Source organism: Rhizobium brockwellii (assembly GCF_000769405.2).
Lineage (GTDB): Bacteria > Pseudomonadota > Alphaproteobacteria > Rhizobiales > Rhizobiaceae > Rhizobium > Rhizobium brockwellii.
Map to the genome: position 1 here is coordinate 225,001 of NZ_CP053441.1, position 24,511 is coordinate 249,511.

Consider the following 24,511-nt stretch of genomic DNA (forward strand, 5'->3'; position numbering starts at 1 on the left):
CGAGGAGGCGGAAATGTCGTCAAGCGATCTGTTCGTATCGGCCGAAGGCGCCGAATGGGTCAATCCCGAGCCCGGCGTCGTCAGGCGTATCATGACCTATCTGCCCGAGATGATGATGGTGGAAGTGGCTTTCGAAAGCGGCGCCGTGGGCGCGGCCCATTCGCATCCGCACATCCAGGCCAGCTACGTGGCCGAAGGCAGTTTCGAAGTGACGATCGATGGCCGAACCGAGGTGCTCAAGCAGGGCGGCAGCTTCATCGTACCCCCCAATCTGATCCATGGCGTCAAGGCGCTGGAAAAGGGCCGGCTGATCGATGCATTCACGCCGCACCGGGCCGAATTCCTGAAGTAACCAGAGCATGATGCCGAAAAGTGTGAACGGTTTTCGCACGACACTCATGGTCTAATTAAATGTCCGTTCTTGTCCGGCGCGCCGGGCCGGCGGCCGTGACATAGGGCGGCACGAAGCGCGCATCTTCGCCGCGCACCGCCTCGCGCAGGAAATCGATAACGGCGCGTACGCGTGGCGCCTGTTTGAGGTCGCGATGACAGGTGATCCAGTAATGGCGCTTGAGGTCGATCTCGTCTGGCAGCACGCGCACGAGTTCGGGATAACGGCTGGCGAAGAAATAGGGTAGGATGCAGAGGCCGAGACCGTTTCTGGTGGCGGTGAGCTGTGCGAAGATGCTGGAGCTTTGGAACTGCGGCTTGATGCGCGGGTGCACATCGCCGAGGTAATCCAGGCCCGGCGCGAAAATCATCTCCTCGATATAGCTGACGAAGGGATGCTCAAGCAGGTCTTCGCGGCAAGTGATGGGCGCGGCCTTCGCCAGATAGTCGCGCGAGCCATAGATCTGCAGATGATAGTCGGTCAGCTTCTCGGCGAAGTAAGGCCCGCCCTTCGGCTCGTCGAGCACGACGGAAAGATCGGCCTCCTTGCGCGACAACGACATGATCTGCTGAATCGTCACCAGTTCGAGCGAGAGATGCGGATGCTGCGCGGCAAACTGCGGCAGCACGGTCGCGAAGAAGAAATTGGCAAAACCCTCCGGCGCGCTGAGCCGCACGAGGCCGCGCTGCGCCATCGAGCCGTCGGCGAGGTCGGCGCGCAGCCGCTCGGTCTCCTGCTCCATCCTTTCGGCGGTCTCGACGAAGCGCGTGCCCATGGCAGTCAGCACGTAGCCGCGCGGATTGCGCTCGAACAGCTTGACCTTGAGGGTGAACTCCAGCCGGTCGATGCGGCGCGAGACGGTGGCATGGCTGGAGCGCAGCTGGCGCGCTGCCGTCGATAGCTGTCCAGTGCGGGCGACGGCTAGAAAAAACTGCAGATCGTCCCAAGTAAACTGCGGTGGATTGTTCATCGCGATCCCCTCTGTTCAAAAACGAACAGATACTGTTTGGAATTAGTTGTAAATCACCCGTTGCCTCAGGGCGGAATTTCCGTGATCGTAAGGTGAGGGTCCGTCGTTCTGAGGAGTGCGGCTGGCCAAATTTGAACAGATCCGCAATCTGGCCAATCTCTGGGAGGAGATCATATGCGAAAGAATCTCATTGCATCAGTTGCATTTCTGCTTGCAAGCAGCACAGCGGTGCTCGCGCAGAGCGCGACCGACGGCAAGGTCAAGATCGGCATCCTGAACGACCAGTCGGGTGTCTATGCCGATTTTGGCGGCAAGTCCTCCGTCGAAGCCGCCAAGATGGCGGTCGAGGATTTCGGTGGCAAGGTCCTGGGTGTACCGGTCGAGATCGTCGATGCCGACCACCAGAACAAGCCTGATATCGCCTCCAACATCGCTCGCCAGTGGTACGACACCGAGCAGGTGGATGCGATCATGGAACTGACGACCTCGTCGGTGGCGCTCGCCGTACAGGCGATCGGCAAGGAAAAGAAGAAGATCGACATCGTCACCGGTGCGGCGACGACGGATCTCACCGGCAAGGCCTGCTCGCCTTATGGCTTCCATTGGGCCTACGATACGCATGCATTGGCCGTCGGCACCGGCGGCGCGCTCGTCAAGCAGGGCGGCGACAGCTGGTTCTTCCTGACCGCCGACTATGCCTTCGGCTATTCGCTGGAGCAGCAGACCAGCGATTATGTCAAGGCGAGCGGCGGCAAGCTTGTCGGCGCTGTCCGCCATCCGCTGTCGACCCAGGACTTCTCGTCCTTCCTGCTACAGGCGCAATCGTCCGGCGCCAAGGTGATCGGCCTTGCCAATGCCGGCCTCGACACCTCGAACGCCATCAAGCAGGCGGCCGAATTCGGTATCACCCAGGGCGGCCAGCATCTGGCGGCGCTGCTCTTCACGCTCGCCGAAGTCCACGGCCTCGGCCTCGAAGCGGCTCAAGGGTTGACCCTGACGGAAGGTTTTTACTGGAATCGCGACGACGAAAGCCGCGCCTTCGCCAAGAAGTTCTTCGCCCGCACCGGCAAGATGCCGAACATGATCCACACCGGCACCTATTCGGCAGTGACGCAATATCTGAAGGCGGTGGAGAAGGCCGGTACCGACGAGACGGAAGCCGTCGCCAAGCAGTTGCATGAAATGCCGGTCGATGACGTCTTCGGCCGCGGCGGCACGGTCGGCGCCAATGGCCGCATGATCCACGACATGTACCTGCTGCAGGTCAAGAAGCCTGCCGAAAGCAAGGAGCCGTGGGATTACTTCAACGTGCTCGCCACCATTCCCGGCAAGGAAGCCTATATCGATCCCGCCAAGAGCGGCTGCGATCTGGTGAAGTAAGCGCGATGGCGGTTTCCGCAATTGAAACTCTGGAAAAGCCGCGGGTGGTGTTGTCCGCCCGCGGCCTGCGTCGTGATTTCGGCGGCTTTACGGCCGTCAAGAACGTCGATCTCGACGTGCATGATGCAAGCGTGCATGCGCTGATCGGCCCTAATGGAGCCGGCAAGACGACTGTCTTCAACCTGCTGACCAAGTTCCTGCAGCCGACCTCAGGCACCATCAGCCTGATGGGCGTCGACATCACCAAGACGCCACCCGACAAGGTGGCGCGCATGGGGCTGGTACGCTCTTTCCAAATCTCCGCGGTCTTCCCGCACCTGAGCGTTCTCGACAATGTGCGTGTGGCGCTGCAGCGGCCGAACAATCTTTCCACGCAGTTCTGGCGGCCGATTTCGGCGCTCGACCGGCTGAACGAGCGCGCCGAGCAACTGCTCGCCAGCGTCGGGCTTTCCATGGAGCGCGATCATATCGCCGCCGATCTTTCCTATGGCCGCAAGCGCGTGCTGGAGATCGCCACCACGCTGGCGCTTGATCCCAAGGTGCTGCTGCTTGACGAGCCGATGGCCGGCATGGGGCAGGAGGATGTCGGCGTCGTCTCATCCATCATCCGCGAGGTCGCCCGCGAGCGGGCGGTGCTGATGGTCGAGCACAATCTCTCCGTCGTCGCCAATATCTGCCAGCATGTCACGGTGCTGCAGCGTGGCGAGATCCTCGCCGAGGGCGATTATGCCACAGTCAGCCAGGACGAGCGCGTACGCGTGGCCTATATGGGCACGGAGGAGCATTGATGGCCGCTCTCCTCGAAGTCCAAAGTCTCAATGCCTGGTACGGCGAAAGCCATGTCCTGCACGGCGTCGATATGCACGTCGGTGAAGGCGAGACGATCACCATTCTCGGCCGCAACGGCGTCGGCAAGACGACGACGCTGCGCACCATCACCGGCATCGTGCGTGCCCGTAAGGGCAAGATCAGCTTTGCCGGCAGCGATATGATGGAGGTGCCGCTGCACAAGACGGCGCATCGGGGCATCGGCTTCGTGCCGGAGGAGCGCGGCATCTTCTCGACGCTCACCGTCTCGGAAAATCTGCTGCTGCCGCCTGTCGTGGCAGGAGGTGGGATGACGCTCGACGAGATCTACGAGCTCTTCCCCAATCTCTACGAGCGCCGTGGCAGTCCGGGCACCAAACTCTCAGGCGGCGAGCAGCAGATGCTGGCGATCGCGCGAATCCTACGCACCGGCGTCAGGCTGCTTATTCTCGACGAACCGACGGAAGGGCTTGCCCCCGTGATCGTCCAGCGCATCGGCGAGGTGCTGAAGACCCTGAAGGAGCGCGGCATGACGATCCTGCTCGTCGAGCAGAACTTCCGTTTCGCCAGCCGTATTGCCGATCGCTTCTATCTGATGGATCATGGGCAGATGGTGTCGGAATTCCCGGTCGGTGAACTGCCGCAGCGCATGGATACGCTGCACAAGGTTCTGGGAGTATGACCAGATGACGATGATCTTCGGCATTCCCCTGCAGGCGTTGTTCGGCCAGCTGCTGATCGGCCTGATCAACGGCTCGTTCTATGCGCTGCTCAGCCTCGGCCTCGCCATCATCTTCGGCCTGCTCCGGGTGATCAACTTCGCCCATGGCGCGCAATATATGCTCGGCGCCTTCGTCGCCTACCTGCTGCTGACCTATGCCGGCATCGGCTACTGGCCGTCGCTGATCCTGGCGCCTGTTATCGTCGGCCTTGCCGGTGCCGTCATCGAGCGACTGTTCCTGCGCCGGCTCTATGATCTCGATCCGCTCTACGGCCTGCTCTTCACCTTCGGGCTGGCACTCGCGGTCGAGGGCACCTTCCGTTACCTCTACGGCTCTTCCGGCCAGCCCTATGCGACGCCGGCGGCGCTCGCCGGCGGGGCCAACCTCGGCTTCATGTTCCTGCCGATCTATCGCGGCTGGGTGGTGGTCGTCTCGCTTGTCGTCTGCCTCGGTACCTGGCTGCTGATCGAGAAGACCAAACTTGGGGCCTATCTCAGGGCCGCCACGGAAAACGCCGTGCTGGTGCAGGTCTTCGGCGTCAACGTGCCGGTGCTCCTGACGCTCACATACGCGCTCGGCGCGGGTCTTGCCGCCTTTGCCGGCGTGCTGGCAGCGCCGATCTACCAGGTCTCGCCGCTGATGGGATCGAACATGATCATCGTCGTCTTCGCGGTCGTCGTCGTCGGCGGCATGGGATCGATCATGGGCGCGATCATCACCGGTTATATGCTCGGCATCGCCGAGGGCCTGACCAAGGTCTTCTATCCCGAGGCTTCCAACATCGTGATCTTCGTCATCATGGCGATCGTGCTTCTCATCAGGCCCGCTGGCCTCTTCGGACGGGATGCTTGACATGGCTGACATCACCGAAACCATCCGAACGGAAAAAAACCGAACCGCCCTTTCGGTGCAGGCGGGATTTCTGCTGGCGGGGCTGCTGCTCCTGCTGCTGGCGCCGTTTTTCTTCTATCCGATCTTCCTGATGAAGCTGCTCTGCTTCGCGCTCTTTGCCTGCGCCTTCAACCTGCTGCTCGGCTATACCGGCCTGCTTTCCTTCGGCCACGCCACCTTCTTCGGGGGAGCGGCCTATTTCACCGCCTATACGGTGAAGACATGGGGCCTGCCGCCGGAACTCGGCATCCTGATTGGGGTGGTGGGTGCGGCGTTTCTCGGCCTCGTCATGGGCTTCTTCGCCATCCGCCGCCAGGGCATTTATTTCGCGATGATCACGCTGGCGCTGTCGCAGATGTTCTTCTTCTTCTGCCTGCAGGCGAAGTTCACCGAAGGCGAGGATGGCATCCAGTCTGTGCCGCGCGGCCACCTCTTCGGCTTCATCGATCTGAACAGCTCGACCAACATGTATTATTTCGTGCTGGCTGTTTTCATCGTCGGCGTCTTGATCATCTGGCGCTTTATCAATTCGCCCTTCGGCATGATCCTGAAATCGATTCGCGAAAATGAGCAGCGGGCAATCTCTCTCGGTTATTCCGTAGCGCGCTACAAACTCGGCGCTTTCGTCATGTCGGCAGCGCTTGCGGGGCTCGCGGGTGCTGTGAAATCGATCGTCTTCCAGTTTGCGACGCTGACCGATGTCGCCTGGCAGATGTCGGGCGAGGTGATCCTGATGACGCTGCTTGGCGGCATCGGCACGCTGATCGGCCCGCTCTTCGGCGCCGGGCTGGTGGTGGCGCTGGAAAATTACCTGGCCACCTCGGAATTTCCGGTGACGATCATCACCGGCATCGTCTTCATGGTCTGCGTGCTGATCTTCCGCCGCGGCATCATCGGCGAATTTTACGCCTCGCGGCTGGGGCGGAAACTGGGCTTCGTCTATCGCCGCTGAACGGGCGGACCTGTCTTTTTCCAGGAAAGAACCGCTCTTTCCCGGGAAAGGAGACGGGCGGCGGCGCTGCGACTCTTCCTCTCCCCGTGCTGCGGGGAGGGGGAAGCGGCAAGCATCTGGAGTCTCATGCGGGGCATGGATCGTTACGACTACATCATCATCGGGGCAGGCAGCGCCGGCTGCGTGCTCGCCAACCGGCTGTCCGCCGATGGCCGGAGCCGCGTACTGCTGCTCGAAGCCGGCGGCAGCGACAACTACCACTGGATCCATATTCCGGTCGGTTATCTCTATTGCATCAACAATCCGCGCACTGACTGGTGTTTCACCACGGCGCCGGAAGCGGGGCTGAACGGCCGGGCGCTGAGCTATCCGCGCGGCAAGGTTCTCGGCGGCTGTTCGTCGATCAACGGCATGATCTACATGCGCGGCCAGGCGCGTGATTATGACCTCTGGCGGCAGATGGGCTGCACCGGCTGGGGCTGGGACGATGTTCTGCCGTTCTTCCGCAAGTCCGAGGATTTTTATCGCGGCGAAGACGAGATGCATGGTGCCGGCGGCGAATGGCGCATCGAGAAAGCGCGGGTGCGCTGGGCGGTGCTCGATGCCTTCCAGCAGGCGGCCAAGGAAGCCGGCATTCCGGAGACCGCGGATTTCAACCGCGGCAGCAACGAGGGTTCCGGCTATTTCGACGTCAATCAGCGTTCCGGCATTCGCTGGAACACGTCGAAGGCCTTCCTACGCCCGGCGATGAAGCGCTCCAACCTGACCGTGCTGACCAAGGCGCAGGTCCGGCGGCTGCTGGTGGAGGAGGGCGCCGTTGCTGGCGTCGAATTCCAGCATCGGGGCGTGGCGAAACGCGCCTATGCGGCGAAAGAAACCGTCCTTTCGGCCGGTTCGATCGGTTCGCCGCATATCCTGGAACTATCAGGCATCGGCAGGGGGGAGGTTCTCCAGCGGGCCGGCGTCGATGTCGTCACCGAGGTGAAGGGTGTCGGCGAAAACCTGCAGGACCATCTGCAACTGCGTCTGGCCTATAAGGTCACGGGCGTTCCAACGCTGAACGAGAAGGCGACCAAGCTGATCGGCAAGGCGGCGATCGGGCTCGAATATCTCGTCCGCCGCTCCGGGCCGATGGCGATGGCGCCGAGCCAGCTCGGCATCTTCACCCGATCAGGCCCGGATCGGGAAACGCCTGATCTGCAATATCACGTGCAGCCGGTATCGCTGGAGAAGTTCGGCGATCCCGTACATCCTTTCCCGGCGATCACCGCGAGCGTCTGCAATCTGAGGCCAGAAAGCCGCGGTTCGGTCCACCTGTCGAGCCCGGATTTCGCCGCCCAGCCGACGATCAGCCCGAAATACCTCTCGACGCAGCGCGATCGTGACATAGCTGTCCGTTCAATACGGTTGACGCGCAGGATCGTCGCGCAGCCTTCATTTGCCCGCTTCAGGCCGGAGGAATTCAAGCCGGGGCCCGCCTATCAGACGGAGGCCGATCTGGAGCAGGCGGCGGGTGATATCGGCACGACGATCTTCCATCCCGTCGGTACCTGCCGCATGGGCGCCGACAGGGACAGCGTCGTCGATCCCAGGCTGAGATTCCGGGCGCTCGGCAAGCTGAGGATCGCCGACGCCTCGGTGATGCCGTCGATCACCTCGGGCAACACCAATTCGCCGACGATCATGATCGCCGAAAAAGCGGCAGCAATGATCCTCGAAGACAATCGATAGGAGAAGACCATGGCAAGGATCGCATTCATCGGGCTTGGCAACATGGGCGGGCCGATGGCGGCCAATCTGGTCAAATCAGGTCATGAAGTCTTTGGCTTCGATCTCGCTGCGTCGGTGCTGAAGGCGGCCGAGGAGAGCGGCGTCAAGCCGGCAAGTCATGCCAGCCAGGCGGTCAAGGACGCGGAGATCATCATCACCATGCTGCCGCAGGGCAAACATGTGCTGACGGCCTGGACCGATATCCTGCAGTCGGCGGCGCAAGGCACGCTGGTCATCGATTGCTCGACCATTGACGTCGACAGCAGCCGCAAGGCGCATGAGATGGCCAATGCGGCAAGCTGCCTGTCGCTCGACGCCCCCGTCTCCGGCGGCACGGGCGGGGCGACCGCGGGCACGCTGACCTTCATGGCCGGCGGCACGGAAGACGCCTTCGCCAGGGCGAAACCAATCCTGGAGGCCATGGGAAAGAAGATCGTCCATTGCGGCGAGGCCGGCGCCGGCCAAGCGGCGAAGATCTGCAACAATATGATATTAGGCATTTCGATGGTGGGCGTCTGCGAGGCCTTCGTGCTCGCTGAAAAGCTCGGGCTCTCGCATCAGGCGCTGTTCGACGTCGCCTCGACCTCGTCAGGCCAGTGCTGGTCGATCAATACCTATTGTCCGGTGCCCGGACCGGTCCCGACCTCGCCTGCGAATAATGACTACAAACCGGGCTTTGCCGCAGCCCTGATGCTAAAGGATCTCAGGCTTTCGCAGGAGGCGGCACTGACCAGCGGCGCCTCCACACCGCTCGGCGCGGAAGCAGCACAGCTTTTCGCGCTCTTCGAAAAGCAGGGCAATGGCGGAAGGGACTTTTCCGCCATTATCGAGATGTTTCGCGAGAAGGCGTAGGCACCGCGGCGTCAAATCAACCCTTCGACACCGAGAAGCTGAGCCTGCTATTGCCGAGTTCGATGTCGATCTCGCCGGGTTCGGTCAGTTCGATCGCGCCGCTCAACGTGCCTGTGGTGATGAGCGCACCCGTCTTCAGCGATGTCTCGGGGCGCAAGCCGTCATTGGCGTAATCGACCAGCCAGGTGAGGACATCGCCTTTCGGATGCTGTGCGGGACCATCATAGATCGTGCGGCCGGCATGGGTGACCTTGAGCGGCGTTCCGCCGACGGTGTCGACGACGCTCTTTTCGAGCTTCGGGCCGAGCACATAGCCGCTATTGCCGAGACGGTCGGCGACGAACAGCAGAAACGAAACACTGCCGCTTTCCTTCACGGCGCTGACCAGCAGCTCGGCGCCGAGATAGACAGCGGAAATCGCCTCCACCACCTCAGTGCGGCTGTAGGGAATGCCCGCGCGGACCGGCAGATCGCTGCCGAGACGGACGGCGATCTCGGTCTCGAATTTCAGGCCCGGATACCACGGAATGGCGGCGCCCGAGACGGCTTCGGCATAGGGATGCAGAGGAGCGGTGACCGCCAGGCCCTGCGGCGAGACAGTCACCTTCCAGGCGTTGCTGGAAATGCCGTCCGCAGCGGCAAGCAGATCCTGCGCCTGCATCGCCTGATAGAGATCGGCGGGCAGCGCGAAAGTGTCCGTGGCCTCCTGCAGGCAGGCCTGGCGCAGGCTATGAAGCCGGGCGGCAAGGGCGCGCGGATCGAATGTCTCTGTCATGCTATCTCCTCGACATGATTTTGGAGTGCCACACTAGCGAGAAGGCAGGGACGAACAAGGCCGCTTTTGGAAAGACTCCTATTCCATCGCCGCGTACCAGCGGGTGCGATAGGCGGTCAGTCCGGGGATATCGGTCGGCGGAACATGCGTCTCGGCACCCGACACCGGCCGGATGCCGGTGAGAAGGGCAGCCCCCTGGCTGGTGCCGGTCGAGCCCGGAAGGGCCATGACCTCGCGGCCGGTCAGGGCGGCAAGCAGCTTGAGATAGTTCCCATTCAGCGCAAAAGGCCCTTCGACGATAACCAGGCCCCTGGCGCTGATCAGTCCGAGGCAGGCATCGGTCATCAAAGCGAGATAGAGACAGGCAGCGGCAGAGCGCTCCTCGCGGCTTGCCTCTTCGGCGCCGATCCAGCCGCTTGTCTTTCCCGGAAAGGGCCCGGAACCCGGCGCGATATTGGGCAGCAGCATCGTGCCCTTGTCGATGACCGGGCCGATTGCCGTCTGAGTGGCTTTTTCGTCGACAGGGCCGATCTCGGCCGACAGGATCTCGAATTCCCGCCCACCCATAAAACGGGAAGAGGGGACGGCCCGGCCATAGGCGTCGACATTGGCGAGCGTATCGCGTTTCGGATCGAGATGATCGAGATTGCCGCCGACGCCGAAATTAATGACCCATGTGCCGGTGGAGACGACGGCGAAGGGCGCTTCGCGATGCACCAGATGCGGCAGCAGCGAGGCATTGGAATCATGAATGCCGCAATAGACCGGCACCGCTGCGGCAAGGCCGAGTTCAGCGGCGATATCCGGCAGGACCGGGCCGAGTGCATCGAAAGCGGAACGGATCGGCGCCATGAGGCCGCGAATGCCAAGCTTGTCGACGAGCGAGGAATAGTGGCCCTCCCTCGGGTTCCAGAGGTCGGTGTGGCAGCCGAGCGAGGTCAGCTCATTGGCGGCGATACCCGTCAGCCGCGCCGTCCAGTATTGGGCATAGGTGAGAATGGTCGCGACCTTGGTGAATTCCTCGGGAAAGGCGGTCTTCTGGTAGTGCAGCTGTGCGCCGACGTTGAGGCCCATCGCGAGGCGCGGCGAGAAGGTTTCGTCGAAGGAGGGGCGTAGCCGCGTATAGGCGTCGCGGATTTCCTGCGGATATTCGTGTTCATAGTCGATGACAGGCATGGCAAGCGCGCCGTCCCGGCCAAGCAGTGCTGCGGAGGCGCCATGGGTGGTGATCGAAATGGCGTCGAAGCCGGGCTCGCGCGCAAGGCTCTTCAGCGCATCGAGCGCAAAGGACCAGAGAGCCTCTACGTCGTAATGCGGATAGAGACCGGTTTTGATCGCGGTATTCGGCCGTTTCAACACGGCGATCTCGGCGCTGGTCTCGCTGTCGAGTACGACGACCTTGGCATTGGTCTTGCCGATATCGAGGACGGCGATGCGGCGATAGGAGGTGGCGCTCATGGCATGTGGAAGACGGTGACCAGGTCGCTCTGGACCGGTGAATTATCGGGATTGGTCGCCATGATATCGGCCATGTGCGCCCACCATTTTTTCACGACCGGATGGTCCGGCAGGCTCGCCATCGTGTGGTCGGCGGGCCGCGTCAACACGCCGAACAGCGTGTTGGTCTCGCGGTCGAGATGGATGGAATAGTCGCTGGCCCCTGATTTATGCAGGAGATCGACCAGTTCCGGCCAGATCTCGTCATGCCGCCTGCGGTATTCGGCTTCCATGCCGGGATTGAGCTGCATTTTGAAGGCGTGTTTTTCTAAAGTCATCGGGAGCTCATGACCTTGATGCGACGGGCGATGATCGGGATGGCGATGGTGATGATTAGAAGCAGGCCGATGAAGATCGACATGACGATGCCGGGCACGTTCAGCAGGCCGAGGCCGAAGGTGACGAGGCCCATGACGAAGGCGGCGATGACGACGCCGACGATCGTGCCGGAACCTCCGAGGATCGAGATGCCGCCGAGCACGACCATGGTGACGACCTCGAGTTCCCAGCCCTGGGCGATCGACGGCCGGGTCGAGCCGAGGCGTGAGGTCAGGCAGACGGCGGCAACGCCGCTCATGACGCCGGTCAACAGGAAGAGGATGAATTTGACGCGTTCGACCGGAATGCCGGAGAAGCGGGCGGCGAAGTCATTGTTGCCGATTGCATAGACCTGCCGGCCGAAATTCGTCGCATGCAGGAGGATGGCGAAGAGGATCGCCAGCACGATGAAGAGCACGAATTCGAAGGAGAATACCCAGACGACATAGCCCTGGCCGAAATAGGCGAAATCAGCCGGGTATTTGCCATAGGCCTGGTCGCCGAGGACGATATAGGAAATGCCGCGGAAAAGGCTCATCGTGCCGATGGTGACGACGATCGACGGCAGTTTCAGCACTGAGACCAGTACGCCATTGAAGATGCCGCAGGCAAGGCCGGTGCCGATGCCGATCGCCACCAGGCCCGGTGTGCCGATGCCGACCTGGGCTGCCGCGCCCATTGCCGTCGAGGCGAGCGCGATGATCGCCGCGACCGAGAGGTCGATCTCGCCTGATATGACGAGCAGCGCCATGGCGAACGCGATCATTGCCTTTTCGGTGAAATTGAAGGTGGCGTCCGAAAGGTTCCAGGCATCGAGGAAATAGGGCGAGGCGAGCGAATTGAAGATGAAGATCAGCACGGCGACGGCAAAGAGCAGCACTTCCCAGCTCGCGAAGATACGGCGGAAGGGTGTGCCGAGGCGGTCGGGAATGATCCGCTTTTCGTGTGTGGACACGGTGCTCATGCTGCGGCCTCCGTTCTGATCTCGGCTGCGGCGCGGTCGCGCAGGATGATGCGGCCGCGGTTGCGCTCACGCCTGGCGTTGAAGGCAACGGCGAGAATGATGACGGTTCCGGAGATCGCCATCTGCGTGAAGGGCGAAATACCGATCACCGGCAGCGCATTCTTGATGACGCCGAGGAAAAGCGCGCCGAGCACGGTGCCGGCGACCGAGCCGACGCCGCCGGCAATCGAGATGCCGCCGATGACGCAGGCCGCGACGCTGTCGAGTTCGAAGCCGTTGGCGATATCGACATAGGCAACAGCATAACGCGACACCCAGAGATAGCTCGCAAGGCCGGCGAGCGCGCCCGACAGAACGAAGGCCAAAAATTTCGTCCAGCCCGTATCGATGCCGGCATAGACGGCCGCGGTCGGATTGCCGCCGGTCGCATAGGTCGAGCGGCCGAACTGGGTGTATCTGAGCAGGACATACATCAGAAGCACGATGACGATGCCCACCCAGCCGAGAACCGGCAGGCCGAGGATCGGCGTGCGCGGCACCGATAGAAAGACCGGCGTCATCTGGTGAGCGTTGACCCACGCCCCGCCCGAGAGCACGAAGGCCATGCCGCGATAGATGGTGAGCGTGCCGAGTGTCACGACGATCGGCGGGATTTCGAGGGCCCAGACGAGAAAGCCGTTGATGGCGCCGAGGCAGGCGCCGATGACGATCGCGGCAAGGATGAGCACGACGAGCGGCAGGTCGGGATAGGCGGCATTCATCATCGCGATCGCCATGCCGGTGAAGGCGAGGTTGGCGGCGACCGACAGGTCGATCGATTTGGTCAGGATAACCGTCATCTGCGCGAGCGCCAGGATGATCAGGATGGAGGTATCGTTGAAAATGCCGGCGAGATTCTCCGGCGTTGCGAAATCTGCAGCGCGCGTCGAAAAGATCGCGATCATCACGACGATGATGAGGAACAGCAGGGTTTCGCGTTTTCTGATCAATCTTGCCATGCTCTTACCTTATGCATTGCCGGTGGCGGCGCGCACCAGCGCTTCCGGCGACAACTCGGCGCGGTCGAAAATTCCGGCGGCGAGACCTTCCTTCATCACCAGGACGCGGTCCGACATGCCGATGATTTCGGGCAGTTCGGACGAGACCATGATGATCGACAGGCCCTCGGCGGCGAGTTCACTGATGAAGCCGTGCACGGCCGCCTTCGAGCCGATGTCGATGCCCTTTGTGGGCTCATCGAGGATGATGACCTTCGGCGCCGTCGCCAGCCATTTGCCGATGACGACCTTCTGCTGGTTTCCGCCGGAGAGCGTGCCGACCGGGACGGAAAGGGCCGCGGCGCGTAGGTCCAGCCGCTCGGCATATTTGCGGGCGAGCGCGAATTCTTCTGCCGCCCTGAGGAAGCCACGGCGCGAGGTGCGGGTAAGCGAAGGCAGCGTCATGTTCTGGAAGATCGGCATCGGCAGCGCCAGCCCGTGGCGGCCGCGTTCTTCCGGCACATAGACGATGCCGGCGCGGATCGCATCCTGCGGCGAATGGATGGTGATCTCGCGGCCTTCGAGCATCATGGTGCCCGAGAGCGGCCTGGTGATGCCGAAAAGCGATTGGGACAGTTCCGAACGCCCGGCGCCGATCAGACCGTAAATGCCGAGAATCTCGCCCTGGCGCAGGGTGAAGGAGATGTCGCGGAATTCGGTGCGATGGCTGTAGTTGCGGATCTCCAGAACCGGGCCGCCGATGGCGACGTCGACCTTCGGAAAAGCGTTCTCGACGTCGCGGCCGACCATCATGCGGACGATCTCGTCCTGCGGCGTTTCCTTGAGCCGGCCCTGGCCGACGGCGCGGCCGTCGCGGAAGACGACGAAATCGTCGGCGATCTCGTAGACCTCGTCGAACTTGTGGCTGATGAAGAGGATCGCCTTGCCCTTTTCCTTCAGGCCCCGGACGATGCGGAAGAGATCGTCGATCTCCTTGCGGGAAAGCGCTGCCGTCGGTTCGTCCATGATGACGATGCGGGCCTCGATCGACAGAGCGCGCGCAATTGCCACCAGATGGCGCTGCGCGATCGAGAGGTCCTTGAGCCGGATCGTCGGATCGATATTGCTTTCGAGCGCGGTCAGCAGCGCCTTGGCGCGGCTGTTCATCGCCTGCCAGTCGATGGTGCGCAAACGTGTGCGCGGCGCATGGCCAAGGAAAATATTTTCGGCAACCGTCAGCTCGTCGAACAGCACGGTTTCCTGATGGATGGCGGTGACGCCGGCATCAATCGCGGCCTGGGCGCTGGCAAATGTCACCGGCTGGCCATCGACGAGGATTTCGCCTTCGTTCGGTCTGTAGATGCCGGTCAGGATCTTGACGAGCGTCGACTTACCCGCGCCGTTTTCGCCGATGAGCGCGGTTACCGTGCCGGGATGCAGCGCGATGCTGACATTGTCGAGCGCCTTCACGCCGGGAAAGATCTGGGAAATGCCGCGCATTTCCAGAATGGCGGGCGCGTCACCGGCTTTGCTGTCCGTGGCGGTTTGTTGAAAGGCAGCGTTCATCAAGCTTCTACCAGTGTCGAATGAGAATCCCGGCGGCCATCGAGCCGCCGGGCTTTTATGCGGCGGTTCCGGATCAGAAGACCTTGGAGAACTGGTCGATGTTCGAAGCATTGTAGACGAAGGGATCGGCCATGGCGGCTTCGCCGTTGTCGCCGACCTTGATCTTGCCCATGCGGCCGACTTCTATCTCGCTGCCCGGCTTGCCGTCGGTCTCGCCCTTGACGAGGCGATAGGCGATCTGCGTTGCGGAGTAGCCGAGATCGATCGGGTTCCAGATGGCGAATTCCTTCGTCGCGCCCGACTTGATCGCGCCGGCCATTTCGGACGGCAAGCCGAGACCGGTGACGTAGACCTTGCCGACCAGGCCCTTGTCTTCGACGACCTTGGAAGCGGCGAGAACGCCGACGGTCGTCGGAGCCACGATGACCTTGATGTTCGGGTTCGCCTTCAAGAGGCCCTCGGCCTCACGATAGGACTTGTCCGAGAGGTCGTCGCCATAGACTGTGGTGACGAGGTTGAGGCCCGGGAAATCCTTGAGCTGCTTCTTCATCTGGTCGATCCAGATGTTCTGGTTGGTCGAGGTGGTCGTGGCCGACAGGATGGCGAAGTCGCCCTTGCCGCCGTCGAGATGGTCCTTGACGAGCGTCAGGCACATCTTGCCGATCAACTCGTTGGACGACGGGTTGAGCTGAAGGATACGGCCTTCAGGTGCGACGCCGGAATCCCAGGAGATAACCTTGATGCCGCGCTGTGTAGCCTTCTTCAGCGCCGGAACGAGCGCGTCGGGATCGTTGGCCGAAACGGCGATGGCGCTGACGCCCTGGGCGATCAGCGAGTTGATGACTTCGATCTGGCCTTCGGCCGTCGTTGTCGTCGGGCCGGTATAGATGACCTCGACGCCGCCGAGTTCCTTGGCAGCTTCCTGCGCGCCCTTGTTGGCGGCATCGAAGAAGCCGTTGCCGAGCGACTTGACGACGAGACCGATCTTGATGTCGGCAGCGCTGGCCGTGCCGGCCATCATGGCGACGGCAAATGCCACGCCGATTGCGAGTTTCTTTGCGAGTTTCATGCTTTCATCCTCCCACTTGATTGACACTCTTCACACCTCCCCGGCGCCTTATGCGACCGACGAGGAATCCTCCTTGATTGCCTGGGCGACCGGGCTCGCAACGATGAGCCTGATGCCGGCATTCTCGATCATCCTGACGGCTTCCTCTGGAATGCCGTCATCGGTGATGATTGTAGACACACGCTCGAGCGGGCACAGAATGAGGCTCGACCGGCGATGGAACTTGCTGGAATCGGCCATGACGACCAGTTCGTCGGCCTGATGCATCAGCTTCTGTTCGCTTTGAATAATCAGCGCGTCGGCTTCCATGATGCCGAGCGGGCCGATGCCCTGTGCGCCGATGAAGAATCGGCGGGCGTAGAAATTGCGAATCGCGTCATTGTCGAAGGGAGAGAGGATCAGGCTCTGCTCGCGATAGATCGCCCCACCCGGCACCGTCACCGTATTCTTCGAATGCTTGACCAGATGTTCGGCGATCGCGAAAGAATTGGTCATCACCTGCAGGCGGTGCGCCGCCATGAAATGCACCATCTGGAAGGTGGTCGTGCCGCCATTGATGATGATCGCATCGCCCGGATCGCAAAGCTCGACCGCCTGGCGTGCGATTGCGCGCTTCTTATCGATATTGACCGATTCCGAAACGCGGAAGGGGCGCCCGGCGAGATTGCCGAGCTGCGGCGGATGCACCGCCTCGGCGCCGCCGCGCACACGCCGGATCTTGCCCTGAACATGAAGAGCCGCGATGTCGCGCCGGATCGTCGCCTCGGAAGCCTCGGTCAGTTCGGAAATATCCTGAACCGTCACGACGGACTTTTCCTGAACAGCGCTCAGAATGATGCGATGGCGTTCGCGTTCGTGCATGGGGCTCCTCCTTCGATCGTTTATTTCGCACATATGACAATGTGTCAATCAAAAACGATCATAAATATTCATATTGCGCTGCACAATAATCGAATTTGATCGTTTTCGATTGACAAGCTCGGTTTTGATGAGCGATACCGTCTGCGAAAAGGGGCGCGAACTTTGCGCTCCGATGATGATTTCATATGGGAGGATGACATGGCGGCGAACGTCCGGCTTCTGGAAAACCGGTGGGATGATGCTTACGCGGCAGGCCTCGATGAGCCTGGCAAGCTGCTCTATCGTTCCAACCTGCTCGGCGCCGACAAGCGCATCACCAATTACGGCGGCGGCAACACCTCGGCGAAGGTGCTGGAAACCGATCCGCTGACCGGCGGCAAGGTGAAGATACTCTGGGTCAAGGGCTCGGGCGGCGACGTCGGCACGATCAAGCTCGACGGTTTCGCGACGCTCTACCAGGACAAGCTGGAATCGCTGAAGAGCATCTACAAGGGCGTCGAGGACGAGGACCGCATGGTCGGCTTTCTGCCGCACTGCACCTTCAACCTGAACGCCCGTGCCGCCTCGATCGACACGCCGCTGCATGGTTTCGTGCCTTTCACCCATGTCGACCACATGCATCCCGACGCGATCATCGCGATCGCCGCGTCGAAGAATTCGAAGGAATTGACGCAGCAGATTTTCGGCGATGAGATCGGCTGGCTGCCCTGGCGCCGCCCGGGCTTCCAGCTCGGCCTCGACCTCGGCGCATTCGTGGCCGCAAATCCGAATGCCAAGGGCGTCGTGCTCGAGAGCCACGGCCTCTTCACCTGGGCGAACGATGCCAAGGCCTGCTACGAGCTGACGCTCGATATCATCAACAAGGCGATCGTCTGGTTCGCCGAAAAGACCGAAGGCAAGACCATTTTCGGCGGCGCGGTCGCACAGAGCTTGGCCGTTGCCGAACGCCGCGCCATCGCCGCCCGGCTGATGCCGGAGATCCGTGGCCGCATCGGCAAGCAGGAGCGTAAGCTCGGACATTTCGACGATCAGGACGCCGTGCTCGAATTCGTCAACTCCAGCGATCTGCGTCCGCTCGGCGCGCTCGGCACCAGCTGCCCGGATCATTTCCTGCGCACCAAGATCCGTCCGCTGATCGTCGATTTCGACCCGGCCAAGCCGGATGTCGACGCGATCGTCGCCGGTCTCGACAAGGCGCTGGAGGATTATCGCGCCGACTACGCCCGCTATTACAACGACTGCAAGCATGACAATTCGCCCGCCATGCGCGACGCCAATCCCGTCATTTTCCTGGTGCCCGGCGTCGGCATGCTGTCCTTTGCCCGCGACAAGGCGACGGCCCGCATCGCCAGCGAATTCTACGTCAACGCCATCAACGTCATGCGCGGCGCCTCGACGGTCTCCGAGTATCAGGGCCTGCCCGAGCAGGAAGCTTTCGATATCGAATATTGGCTGCTTGAAGAGGCCAAGCTGCAGCGCATGCCGAAGCCAAAGAGCCTTGCCGGCCGCGTCGCCTTCGTCACCGGCGGCGCCGGCGGCATCGGCCGGGCGACGGCCGCACGCCTCGTCGGCGAAGGCGCCTGCGTGGTGCTTGCCGATATCGACCAGGCAGCGCTCGAAGGCACCGAAGCCGATTTCGTCAAGAAGTTCGGCGCTGACGCCGTGCGCAGCGTCCGGCTTGATGTCACCAAGGAGGATGCGGTGATCGCCTCCTTCGCGGAAGCCTGCGTCGAATTCGGCGGTATCGATATCCTCGTCTCGAATGCCGGCATTGCCTCCTCCGCGCCGATCGAATTGACCGAGCTTGCGACGTGGAACCGCAATATCGATATTCTGGCGACCGGTTATTTCCTCGTCTCGCGCGAAGCATTCCGCCTGTTTCGCCGTCAGGTGCTCGGCGGCAACGTCATCTTCGTCGCTTCGAAAAACGGTCTTGCCGCCTCGCCGAATGCATCTGCTTATTGCACGGCAAAGGCTGCCGAAATCCATCTTGCCCGCTGCCTGGCGCTGGAAGGCGCGGATGCCGGCATCCGCGTCAACACGGTCAATCCGGACGCGGTCCTGCGCGGTTCGAAGATCTGGAGCGGTGAATGGCGCGAGCAGCGCGCCGCCTCGTCCAAGATCGAGGTGGACGATCTCGAGGAACATTACCGCAAGCGTTCGATGCTGAAACTCAACGTGTTTCCGGAAGATATCGCCGAGGCGATCTATTTCCTCGCCTCGGACCTTTCGGCGAAATCGACCGGCAACATCATCAACGTCGATGCCGGCAACGTGCAGAGTTTTACGCGCTAGGGCAATTCCAGCAGCAGTGCGCAGCGGTTTTGCGTCCGGAGCGCGTAAAGCAAACGGATAGAGCTATTTCCGGAGGATCACCCATATTGCGTGGATGATTCCCGGCAGATAGCCGCAGAGTGTCAGCAATATATTGAGCCAGAAGTGCAGGCCGATCCCGACCTGCAAGAATACGCCAAGGGGCGGCAGGATGATCGCAAGAAGAATGCGGACAACGTCCATCGTAGCTCCTTCGTTTGAAGACATGTAAGCGTTTGAACGCGAACCATGCCCCTATGGTTCGCGACCAGGGAGGAATAGATGACAGATTCCAGGATTGCGCCAGATCTGGTCGCGACTGACAACGACAAGCGGGCAACCGCTCTGAAAGCCGATTACGAGGCGCTGGGCGCGACGCTTGCCCGTCGCGGCGTCGATATCGAGGCGGTCACCCGGAAGGTTGCGGAATTCTTCGTTGCCGTTCCCTCCTGGGGCGTCGGCACCGGCGGCACGCGTTTTGCCCGCTTCCCCGGTACCGGCGAGCCGCGCGGCATCTTCGACAAACTCGACGATTGCGCCGTCATCAACCAGCTGACGCAGGCAACCCCGAACGTCTCGCTGCATATTCCCTGGGACAAGGCGGATGCTAGCGAATTGAAGGCCAAGGGTAACGCGCTCGGCCTTGGCTTCGATGCGATGAATTCGAACACCTTTTCCGATGCGCCGGGCCAAGCCCATTCCTATAAATACGGCTCGCTCAGCCACACCGATGCGGCGACGCGGGCGCAGGCGGTCGAGCACAATCTCGAATGCATCGAGATCGGCAAGGCGCTCGGCTCCAAGGCGCTGACAGTCTGGATCGGCGACGGCTCGAATTTCCCCGGCCAGAGCCATTTCACCAAGGCTTTCGAGCGTTACCTTGCCTCGATGGCGGATATCTACAAGGCGCTGCCCGACGATTGGAAGCTGTTCTCCGAGCACAAGATGTACGAGCCGGCCTTCTATTCGACCATCGTGCAGGATTGGGGCACCAACTACCTGATCGCCCAGACGCTCGGCCCCAAGGCCTATTGCCTCGTCGATCTCGGCCACCACGCGCCGAATACCAATATCGAGATGATCGTCGCCCGGCTGATCCAGTTCGGCAAGCTCGGCGGTTTCCACTTCAACGATTCGAAATATGGCGATGACGATCTCGACGCCGGCGCGATCGATCCCTACCGGCTGTTCCTCGTTTTCAACGAATTGGTCGACGCCGAGCAGCGCGGCGTCAACGACTTCAACCCGGCCCATATGATCGACCAGTCGCACAATGTCACCGACCCGATCGAAAGCCTGATCAACAGCGCCAACGAAATCCGCCGTGCCTATGCGCAGGCACTGCTCGTCGACCGCAAGGCGCTCTCCGGCTACCAGGACGATAACGACGCGCTGATGGCGTCGGAAACGCTGAAGCGCGCCTATCGCGCCGATGTCGAACCGATTCTGGCGGAAGCCCGCCGCAGGGCCGGCGGCGCGATCGACCCGATCGCCGTCTACCGCGCCAGCGGTTATCGCAGACAAGTGGCGGCCGAGCGCCCGGCATCCGCTGCCGGCGGCGGCGGCATCATCTGAACGACCGATAGTCTCGCACGGCCTGAAGCCATGCTGATTAGAGATGATGGTTGCCGGCAGCACAGGCTTGACGCGCTGCCGGCAACCTCGCTGTTCACGGCTTCCATTGCCCCGCGACCTGTCGGGTGGCGACGTTCAGCCGGTTCCAGACATTGATGTTGGCGATGGCGATGACGAGTGCCGCAAGGCTCTTGCCGTCATAATGCCGGGTCGCCTCATCCCAGATATCATCCGGCACCGGATCCGCCCGATCGCTAAGGCGGGTGATCGCCTCGGTGAGCCCAAGCGCGGCGCGTTCAGCATCGCTATAATAGGGGGCGTCGCGCCAGCCAGCGACGGCAAAGAGCCGCTCATCGGTCTCGCCGTGTTTGCGGGCAATGCGCCAATGACCATCGATGCAGACGCTGCAGCCGTTGATCTGGCTGGCGCGCAGATTGACAAGTTCGAGCAGCTTTGGCGAAAGGCCGGTTTCGGTCGGCACCTTGCTGAGTGCATTAAGCGCCTGCATGGCCGCGGGAAGGACGAGGGCAGGATTTCCCATTCTCTCCTGCATGATATGTCTCCTTATACGTTTCGTGTTCGACGATCCGCCGGCGCTGTCACATCGGCCGGGTTTTATTCGTCATGGCTTTGACGGAACGCAGCGGAGGAATGTGACAAATGGACGAGAAAAAGTGGCTGACTGAAGAATTCGAGGCGAACAGAGCGCATCTCAGGGCCGCAGCCTTTCGCATGCTCGGCTCGCGCAGCGAGGCGGAGGATGCCGTTCAGGAGGCCTGGCTGCGGCTTAGCCGCACCAATACGACAGGGGTCGGCAATCTCGGCGGCTGGCTGACGACGGTGGTGGCACGCATCTGCCTCGACATGCTGCGCGCCCGCAAGACCCGGCGCGAGGAGCCGCTGGAGGTGCCCGACCATGGCGGGATCGCCGATCCGGCGAACGATCCCGAGCGCGAAGCCGCCTTCGCCGATTCGGTCGGTCTGGCGCTGCTCGTCGTGCTGCAGACGCTGGCGCCCGCCGAACGTGTCGCCTTCGTGCTTCACGACATGTTCGATCTGCCCTTCGACGAGATCGCGCCGATCATCGGCCGTTCGTCCGCCGCCACCCGCCAGCTTGCAAGCCGCGCCCGCCGTCGGGTACAGGGGGTGGACGAAGCGCCTGATGTCGATTTCGGCAGCAAGCGGACGATCGCCGAGGCCTTTCTGACGGCGTCGCGCAATGGCGATCTGGAGGGATTGATCGCGGTGCTTGCCCCTGACGTCGTCTTCCGGCCGGATGCGACGGCGGCCCGCTTCGGCACCATAGGCGAAATGCGCGGCGCGGCTCACGTGGCCGAAGCCTTCAAGGGTCGGGCGCAGGCAGCCGAAATCGCCATCGTCGGCGGTGAGCTCGGATTCGTCGTGGAGATTAAGGGCCAGCTCCGCGTCGTCGTGGCGCTGACGATCAGCGATGGCAGGATCGCCGCGATCGACGCCATCGCTGATCCGGAGCACCTGGAAAGGCTCGACTATTCGATCCTTGAGGATTGAAAATAAATGCGAATTTATCGGCTCTTCGAAGAAGCGCGCCGCTGCCATTTCCTGAGCGGTGTCGGCCGCGTCATTTGTCTTGACAGCGACATCCTCGGCTTTATTCTATTATAAAGATTTATATAGCATAATTATGGAACTAAGACGAATGACCGAGGAGCGCTCGCGGTCCAAGACTTCGAAAGGAATGCATGTCATGCCCGGCGACCAGGCGAAGAAGCCGCTTCTCCTCACCAATGTCAAACCGATGGCTTTCGGTTCTGGCCCATCCGAGGGGGCAACCGACATTCTCGTCAATGCCGACGGCAGGATCGCCGAGATCGGTTCGTCGCTTTCCGTCTCGCAGGATGTGACGCGCATCGACGGCAAGGGCGCCTTCATTTCGCCGGGCTGGGTCGACCTGCACGTGCATATCTGGCACGGCGGTACCGATATTTCCATCCGCCCGTCCGAATGCGGTGTCGAGCGCGGCGTCACTACGCTGGTCGATGCCGGTTCGGCCGGTGAGGCGAATTTCCATGGCTTCCGGGAATATATCATCGAGCCGTCGCGCGAACGCATCAAGGCCTTCCTCAATCTCGGCTCGATCGGCCTCGTCGCCTGCAACCGCGTCGCGGAATTGCGGGATATCCGCGATATAGATCTCGACCGGATTCTCGAAGTCTATGCCGAAAACAGCGAGCACATCGTCGGCATCAAGGTGCGCGCCAGCCATGTCATCACCGGATCCTGGGGCGTCACGCCAGTCAAGCTCGGCAAGAAGATCGCCAAGATTTTGAAAGTGCCGATGATGGTGCATGTCGGCGAGCCGCCGGCGCTCTATGACGAAGTGCTGGAGATCCTCGGACCCGGCGACGTCGTCACCCACTGCTTCAACGGCAAGGCCGGGTCGAGCATCATGGAGGACGAGGACCTCTTCAATCTCGCCGAGCGCTGCGCTTCGGAGGGCATCCGTCTCGACATCGGCCATGGCGGCGCCTCCTTCTCCTTCAAGGTCGCGGAAGCGGCGATCGCGCGCGGGCTTCTGCCGTTCTCGATCTCGACCGACCTGCACGGCCATTCGATGAACTTCCCCGTCTGGGACCTGGCGACGACGATGTCGAAGCTGCTCAGCGTCGGCATGCCTTTCGACAAGGTTGTGGAAGCCGTCACCCATGCGCCGGCATCCGTCATCAAGCTGTCGATGGAGAACCGGCTAGCGGTCGGCTCGCAAGCGGAATTCACCATTTTCGATCTGGTCGATTCCGACCTCGAGGCGACGGATTCCAACGGCGACGTTTCGGTCCTCAAGAAGCTGTTCGAGCCGCGCTATGCGGTGATGGGCGCCGATGCCTTCACCGCCAGCCGCTATGTGCCGCGGGCGCGCAAGCTGGTGCGCCACAGCCACGGCTATTCCTACAGGTAGGATCCGCGGAAGGGCGCAATGCTCAGCGGTTGCGCCAGCCCATCAGCTTTTCGATCCGTTCCGCTGAACTGCGCACATGCGCCGTATAGTGGTTCTCGTCGGAAAACGCCTTCTGTTCCGGCAGCACGATGGAAATGGTGGCGACGCACTGGCCGTCGCGATCGCAGATCGGCGAGGCGATGCAGGCAACCGCATAATCCGATTCCCCTGCCTGGATCGACAGCCGCGATTCGAAGGCATTGCCGGCGGCTTCCGACAGCGTGCCCGGATCGATCTCGGCGCGGCCGGTCGGCGATGAGCGGGCACAGCGCTTGAACAGTTCGATGCGCTCCTCCTCGGCCAGGTGGCCGACGAGCAGGCGGCCGGAGGCCGTCCAGTTCAGCGGCACCCTTGTGCCGACGCGGGACGCCACCTGAAAATGGCTCGGGCCGTCGGCCATGGCCAGCACCAGCATATAGTCGCCGTCACGGCCGCAGACCTGCACGGTTTCGCCGGCTTGGCGGCAGAGATCGTGCATTTCGTGGGTAGCGATGCTCATGAAATCCAGCGACCTGGCATAGGCGAGGCCGTAATGGTAGAGCCGCGCGCCGAGCCAGATCGAGCCGTCGGCCTGGCGCGTCAGCATGTTCTTCTCGACGAGATCGTCGACGATAACGTAAACGGTCGACAGCGGCGCCTTCACCGCCTTGGCGATAGCATAGACGCCGGCGGGCGATCCGGTCTCGTAAAGATGATCGATCACCTGAAGCGCCCGGTCGATGCCGCTGACGCGCGCGCGACGCGCGCTCTTGCCACCGGTCTCGCCGGCAACGCCCTCATCTTCGGAATAAACTGCGGATGATGTCTTTCCGTCCAATTCCACGCACCTCTGAAAACTGCGATCATGTTACATTACTATGGCATAGCTGTCGCTGTGGCAAATGGCA

General features: G+C 61.9%; 24 protein-coding genes. 12 read left to right on the plus strand and 12 right to left on the minus strand.

The window, feature by feature from the left end; all coding sequences use genetic code 11:
- Nucleotides 1-13: 13 nt before the first annotated feature.
- Nucleotides 14-352, plus strand: coding sequence for a cupin domain-containing protein (locus tag RLCC275e_RS29145; RefSeq protein ID WP_024319997.1), 339 nt, complete (start codon nt 14-16; stop codon nt 350-352).
- A gap of 55 nt (nt 353-407) precedes the next feature.
- Here RLCC275e_RS29145 and RLCC275e_RS29150 read toward each other — a convergent pair whose 3' ends face one another.
- Nucleotides 408-1,361 (minus strand): LysR family transcriptional regulator, encoded by a 954-nt coding sequence (locus RLCC275e_RS29150; protein WP_033183660.1) that lies wholly within the window; start codon nt 1,359-1,361, stop codon nt 408-410.
- Between the two features lie 174 nt (nt 1,362-1,535).
- Between RLCC275e_RS29150 and RLCC275e_RS29155 the strand changes: the two genes are divergently transcribed.
- The 7 genes from RLCC275e_RS29155 (at nt 1,536) to mmsB (ending at nt 8,735) form a co-directional block, all read left to right on the plus strand.
- Nucleotides 1,536-2,741 (plus strand): ABC transporter substrate-binding protein, encoded by a 1,206-nt coding sequence (locus RLCC275e_RS29155; RefSeq protein WP_033183659.1) that lies wholly within the window; start codon nt 1,536-1,538, stop codon nt 2,739-2,741.
- Nucleotides 2,742-2,746: 5 nt separating this feature from the next.
- Complete coding sequence (locus RLCC275e_RS29160; protein WP_033183658.1) at nt 2,747-3,529, plus strand: ABC transporter ATP-binding protein; 783 nt, start codon at nt 2,747-2,749, stop codon at nt 3,527-3,529.
- Nucleotides 3,529-4,230 carry an ABC transporter ATP-binding protein gene (locus RLCC275e_RS29165; protein ID WP_033183657.1) on the plus strand — a complete coding sequence of 234 codons (702 nt, stop codon included), beginning with the start codon at nt 3,529-3,531 and terminating at the stop codon, nt 4,228-4,230. Before RLCC275e_RS29160 ends, RLCC275e_RS29165 begins: the two co-directional genes overlap by 1 nt.
- 4 nt (nt 4,231-4,234) lie before the next feature.
- On the plus strand, nt 4,235-5,122 hold the full coding sequence (locus tag RLCC275e_RS29170; protein ID WP_033183656.1) for a branched-chain amino acid ABC transporter permease: 888 nt from the start codon (nt 4,235-4,237) through the stop codon (nt 5,120-5,122).
- Nucleotide 5,123: 1 nt separating this feature from the next.
- Complete coding sequence (locus RLCC275e_RS29175) at nt 5,124-6,113, plus strand: branched-chain amino acid ABC transporter permease (protein ID WP_033183655.1); 990 nt, start codon at nt 5,124-5,126, stop codon at nt 6,111-6,113.
- A gap of 135 nt (nt 6,114-6,248) precedes the next feature.
- Nucleotides 6,249-7,844 carry a GMC family oxidoreductase gene (locus RLCC275e_RS29180; RefSeq protein WP_033183654.1) on the plus strand — a complete coding sequence of 532 codons (1,596 nt, stop codon included), beginning with the start codon at nt 6,249-6,251 and terminating at the stop codon, nt 7,842-7,844.
- A gap of 9 nt (nt 7,845-7,853) precedes the next feature.
- On the plus strand, nt 7,854-8,735 hold the full coding sequence (gene mmsB / locus RLCC275e_RS29185; RefSeq protein WP_033183653.1) for a 3-hydroxyisobutyrate dehydrogenase: 882 nt from the start codon (nt 7,854-7,856) through the stop codon (nt 8,733-8,735).
- Between the two features lie 16 nt (nt 8,736-8,751).
- Here mmsB and RLCC275e_RS29190 read toward each other — a convergent pair whose 3' ends face one another.
- The 8 genes from RLCC275e_RS29190 to RLCC275e_RS29225 all read right to left on the minus strand — a co-directional run bounded on the left by RLCC275e_RS29190 (nt 8,752) and on the right by RLCC275e_RS29225 (nt 16,762).
- A complete protein-coding gene (locus RLCC275e_RS29190) occupies nt 8,752-9,510 on the minus strand; it encodes a fumarylacetoacetate hydrolase family protein (protein ID WP_033183652.1) in 759 nt (252 codons plus the stop codon).
- A 78-nt stretch (nt 9,511-9,588) separates the two neighbouring features.
- A complete protein-coding gene (locus tag RLCC275e_RS29195; RefSeq protein ID WP_033183651.1) occupies nt 9,589-10,968 on the minus strand; it encodes an FGGY-family carbohydrate kinase in 1,380 nt (459 codons plus the stop codon).
- The gene (gene rhaM / locus RLCC275e_RS29200) at nt 10,965-11,285 is read right to left on the minus strand and encodes an L-rhamnose mutarotase (RefSeq protein ID WP_003553870.1); all 321 of its coding nucleotides are present in this window, start codon (nt 11,283-11,285) and stop codon (nt 10,965-10,967) included. The genes RLCC275e_RS29195 and rhaM overlap by 4 nt, the downstream gene beginning before the upstream one ends.
- Nucleotides 11,282-12,289, minus strand: coding sequence for an ABC transporter permease (locus RLCC275e_RS29205; RefSeq protein WP_033183650.1), 1,008 nt, complete (start codon nt 12,287-12,289; stop codon nt 11,282-11,284). Before RLCC275e_RS29205 ends, rhaM begins: the two co-directional genes overlap by 4 nt.
- Complete coding sequence (locus RLCC275e_RS29210; RefSeq protein WP_033183649.1) at nt 12,286-13,287, minus strand: ABC transporter permease; 1,002 nt, start codon at nt 13,285-13,287, stop codon at nt 12,286-12,288. The genes RLCC275e_RS29205 and RLCC275e_RS29210 overlap by 4 nt, the downstream gene beginning before the upstream one ends.
- Nucleotides 13,288-13,296: 9 nt before the next feature.
- Nucleotides 13,297-14,832: a sugar ABC transporter ATP-binding protein gene (locus RLCC275e_RS29215; protein WP_033183648.1), complete on the minus strand. Its 1,536-nt coding sequence runs from the start codon at nt 14,830-14,832 to the stop codon at nt 13,297-13,299.
- A gap of 73 nt (nt 14,833-14,905) precedes the next feature.
- On the minus strand, nt 14,906-15,901 hold the full coding sequence (gene rhaS, locus RLCC275e_RS29220) for a rhamnose ABC transporter substrate-binding protein (RefSeq protein WP_024320014.1): 996 nt from the start codon (nt 15,899-15,901) through the stop codon (nt 14,906-14,908).
- Between the two features lie 48 nt (nt 15,902-15,949).
- Nucleotides 15,950-16,762, minus strand: a complete 813-nt coding sequence (locus tag RLCC275e_RS29225) for a DeoR/GlpR family DNA-binding transcription regulator (protein WP_011655152.1) — start codon at nt 16,760-16,762, stop codon at nt 15,950-15,952.
- A gap of 198 nt (nt 16,763-16,960) precedes the next feature.
- Between RLCC275e_RS29225 and RLCC275e_RS29230 the strand changes: the two genes are divergently transcribed.
- Nucleotides 16,961-19,057: a bifunctional rhamnulose-1-phosphate aldolase/short-chain dehydrogenase gene (locus RLCC275e_RS29230; RefSeq protein ID WP_033183647.1), complete on the plus strand. Its 2,097-nt coding sequence runs from the start codon at nt 16,961-16,963 to the stop codon at nt 19,055-19,057.
- 63 nt (nt 19,058-19,120) lie between these two features.
- On the opposite strand, the gene RLCC275e_RS29235 is transcribed toward RLCC275e_RS29230, so the two are convergent.
- Nucleotides 19,121-19,279 carry a YqaE/Pmp3 family membrane protein gene (locus tag RLCC275e_RS29235; protein WP_017958027.1) on the minus strand — a complete coding sequence of 53 codons (159 nt, stop codon included), beginning with the start codon at nt 19,277-19,279 and terminating at the stop codon, nt 19,121-19,123.
- 78 nt (nt 19,280-19,357) lie between these two features.
- On the opposite strand from RLCC275e_RS29235, the gene rhaI reads away from it, so the two are divergent.
- The gene (rhaI, locus tag RLCC275e_RS29240; RefSeq protein WP_033183646.1) at nt 19,358-20,650 is read left to right on the plus strand and encodes an L-rhamnose catabolism isomerase; all 1,293 of its coding nucleotides are present in this window, start codon (nt 19,358-19,360) and stop codon (nt 20,648-20,650) included.
- Between the two features lie 94 nt (nt 20,651-20,744).
- On the opposite strand, the gene RLCC275e_RS29245 is transcribed toward rhaI, so the two are convergent.
- Nucleotides 20,745-21,203 (minus strand): carboxymuconolactone decarboxylase family protein, encoded by a 459-nt coding sequence (locus tag RLCC275e_RS29245; RefSeq protein ID WP_033183645.1) that lies wholly within the window; start codon nt 21,201-21,203, stop codon nt 20,745-20,747.
- A 107-nt stretch (nt 21,204-21,310) separates the two neighbouring features.
- On the opposite strand from RLCC275e_RS29245, the gene RLCC275e_RS29250 reads away from it, so the two are divergent.
- Both RLCC275e_RS29250 and RLCC275e_RS29255 read left to right on the plus strand, forming a co-directional pair.
- Nucleotides 21,311-22,180: a sigma-70 family RNA polymerase sigma factor gene (locus RLCC275e_RS29250; protein ID WP_033183644.1), complete on the plus strand. Its 870-nt coding sequence runs from the start codon at nt 21,311-21,313 to the stop codon at nt 22,178-22,180.
- A 196-nt stretch (nt 22,181-22,376) separates the two neighbouring features.
- Nucleotides 22,377-23,585 (plus strand): amidohydrolase/deacetylase family metallohydrolase, encoded by a 1,209-nt coding sequence (locus RLCC275e_RS29255; RefSeq protein WP_033183883.1) that lies wholly within the window; start codon nt 22,377-22,379, stop codon nt 23,583-23,585.
- A 22-nt stretch (nt 23,586-23,607) separates the two neighbouring features.
- On the opposite strand, the gene RLCC275e_RS29260 is transcribed toward RLCC275e_RS29255, so the two are convergent.
- Nucleotides 23,608-24,447 (minus strand): IclR family transcriptional regulator, encoded by an 840-nt coding sequence (locus RLCC275e_RS29260; RefSeq protein WP_033183643.1) that lies wholly within the window; start codon nt 24,445-24,447, stop codon nt 23,608-23,610.
- Nucleotides 24,448-24,511 lie beyond the last annotated feature (64 nt).

Excerpts from the sequence above, each read along its gene's own strand:
- mmsB (WP_033183653.1), top strand. The coding sequence starts at position 7,854 with ATGGCAAGGATCGCATTCATCGGGCTTGGCAACATGGGCGGGCCGATG.
- RLCC275e_RS29215 (WP_033183648.1), bottom strand. The coding sequence starts at position 14,832 with ATGAACGCTGCCTTTCAACAAACCGCCACGGACAGCAAAGCCGGTGAC.
- RLCC275e_RS29150 (WP_033183660.1), bottom strand. The coding sequence starts at position 1,361 with ATGAACAATCCACCGCAGTTTACTTGGGACGATCTGCAGTTTTTTCTA.
- RLCC275e_RS29255 (WP_033183883.1), top strand. The coding sequence starts at position 22,377 with ATGCCCGGCGACCAGGCGAAGAAGCCGCTTCTCCTCACCAATGTCAAA.
- rhaI (WP_033183646.1), top strand. The coding sequence starts at position 19,358 with ATGACAGATTCCAGGATTGCGCCAGATCTGGTCGCGACTGACAACGAC.
- RLCC275e_RS29230 (WP_033183647.1), top strand. The coding sequence starts at position 16,961 with ATGGCGGCGAACGTCCGGCTTCTGGAAAACCGGTGGGATGATGCTTAC.
- RLCC275e_RS29160 (WP_033183658.1), top strand. The coding sequence starts at position 2,747 with ATGGCGGTTTCCGCAATTGAAACTCTGGAAAAGCCGCGGGTGGTGTTG.
- RLCC275e_RS29145 (WP_024319997.1), top strand. The coding sequence starts at position 14 with ATGTCGTCAAGCGATCTGTTCGTATCGGCCGAAGGCGCCGAATGGGTC.
- RLCC275e_RS29245 (WP_033183645.1), bottom strand. The coding sequence starts at position 21,203 with ATGCAGGAGAGAATGGGAAATCCTGCCCTCGTCCTTCCCGCGGCCATG.
- RLCC275e_RS29225 (WP_011655152.1), bottom strand. The coding sequence starts at position 16,762 with ATGCACGAACGCGAACGCCATCGCATCATTCTGAGCGCTGTTCAGGAA.
- rhaS (WP_024320014.1), bottom strand. The coding sequence starts at position 15,901 with ATGAAACTCGCAAAGAAACTCGCAATCGGCGTGGCATTTGCCGTCGCC.
- RLCC275e_RS29170 (WP_033183656.1), top strand. The coding sequence starts at position 4,235 with ATGACGATGATCTTCGGCATTCCCCTGCAGGCGTTGTTCGGCCAGCTG.
- RLCC275e_RS29155 (WP_033183659.1), top strand. The coding sequence starts at position 1,536 with ATGCGAAAGAATCTCATTGCATCAGTTGCATTTCTGCTTGCAAGCAGC.
- RLCC275e_RS29250 (WP_033183644.1), top strand. The coding sequence starts at position 21,311 with ATGGACGAGAAAAAGTGGCTGACTGAAGAATTCGAGGCGAACAGAGCG.
- RLCC275e_RS29175 (WP_033183655.1), top strand. The coding sequence starts at position 5,124 with ATGGCTGACATCACCGAAACCATCCGAACGGAAAAAAACCGAACCGCC.
- RLCC275e_RS29210 (WP_033183649.1), bottom strand. The coding sequence starts at position 13,287 with ATGGCAAGATTGATCAGAAAACGCGAAACCCTGCTGTTCCTCATCATC.
- RLCC275e_RS29190 (WP_033183652.1), bottom strand. The coding sequence starts at position 9,510 with ATGACAGAGACATTCGATCCGCGCGCCCTTGCCGCCCGGCTTCATAGC.
- rhaM (WP_003553870.1), bottom strand. The coding sequence starts at position 11,285 with ATGACTTTAGAAAAACACGCCTTCAAAATGCAGCTCAATCCCGGCATG.
- RLCC275e_RS29165 (WP_033183657.1), top strand. The coding sequence starts at position 3,529 with ATGGCCGCTCTCCTCGAAGTCCAAAGTCTCAATGCCTGGTACGGCGAA.
- RLCC275e_RS29205 (WP_033183650.1), bottom strand. The coding sequence starts at position 12,289 with ATGAGCACCGTGTCCACACACGAAAAGCGGATCATTCCCGACCGCCTC.
- RLCC275e_RS29180 (WP_033183654.1), top strand. The coding sequence starts at position 6,249 with ATGGATCGTTACGACTACATCATCATCGGGGCAGGCAGCGCCGGCTGC.
- RLCC275e_RS29235 (WP_017958027.1), bottom strand. The coding sequence starts at position 19,279 with ATGGACGTTGTCCGCATTCTTCTTGCGATCATCCTGCCGCCCCTTGGC.
- RLCC275e_RS29195 (WP_033183651.1), bottom strand. The coding sequence starts at position 10,968 with ATGAGCGCCACCTCCTATCGCCGCATCGCCGTCCTCGATATCGGCAAG.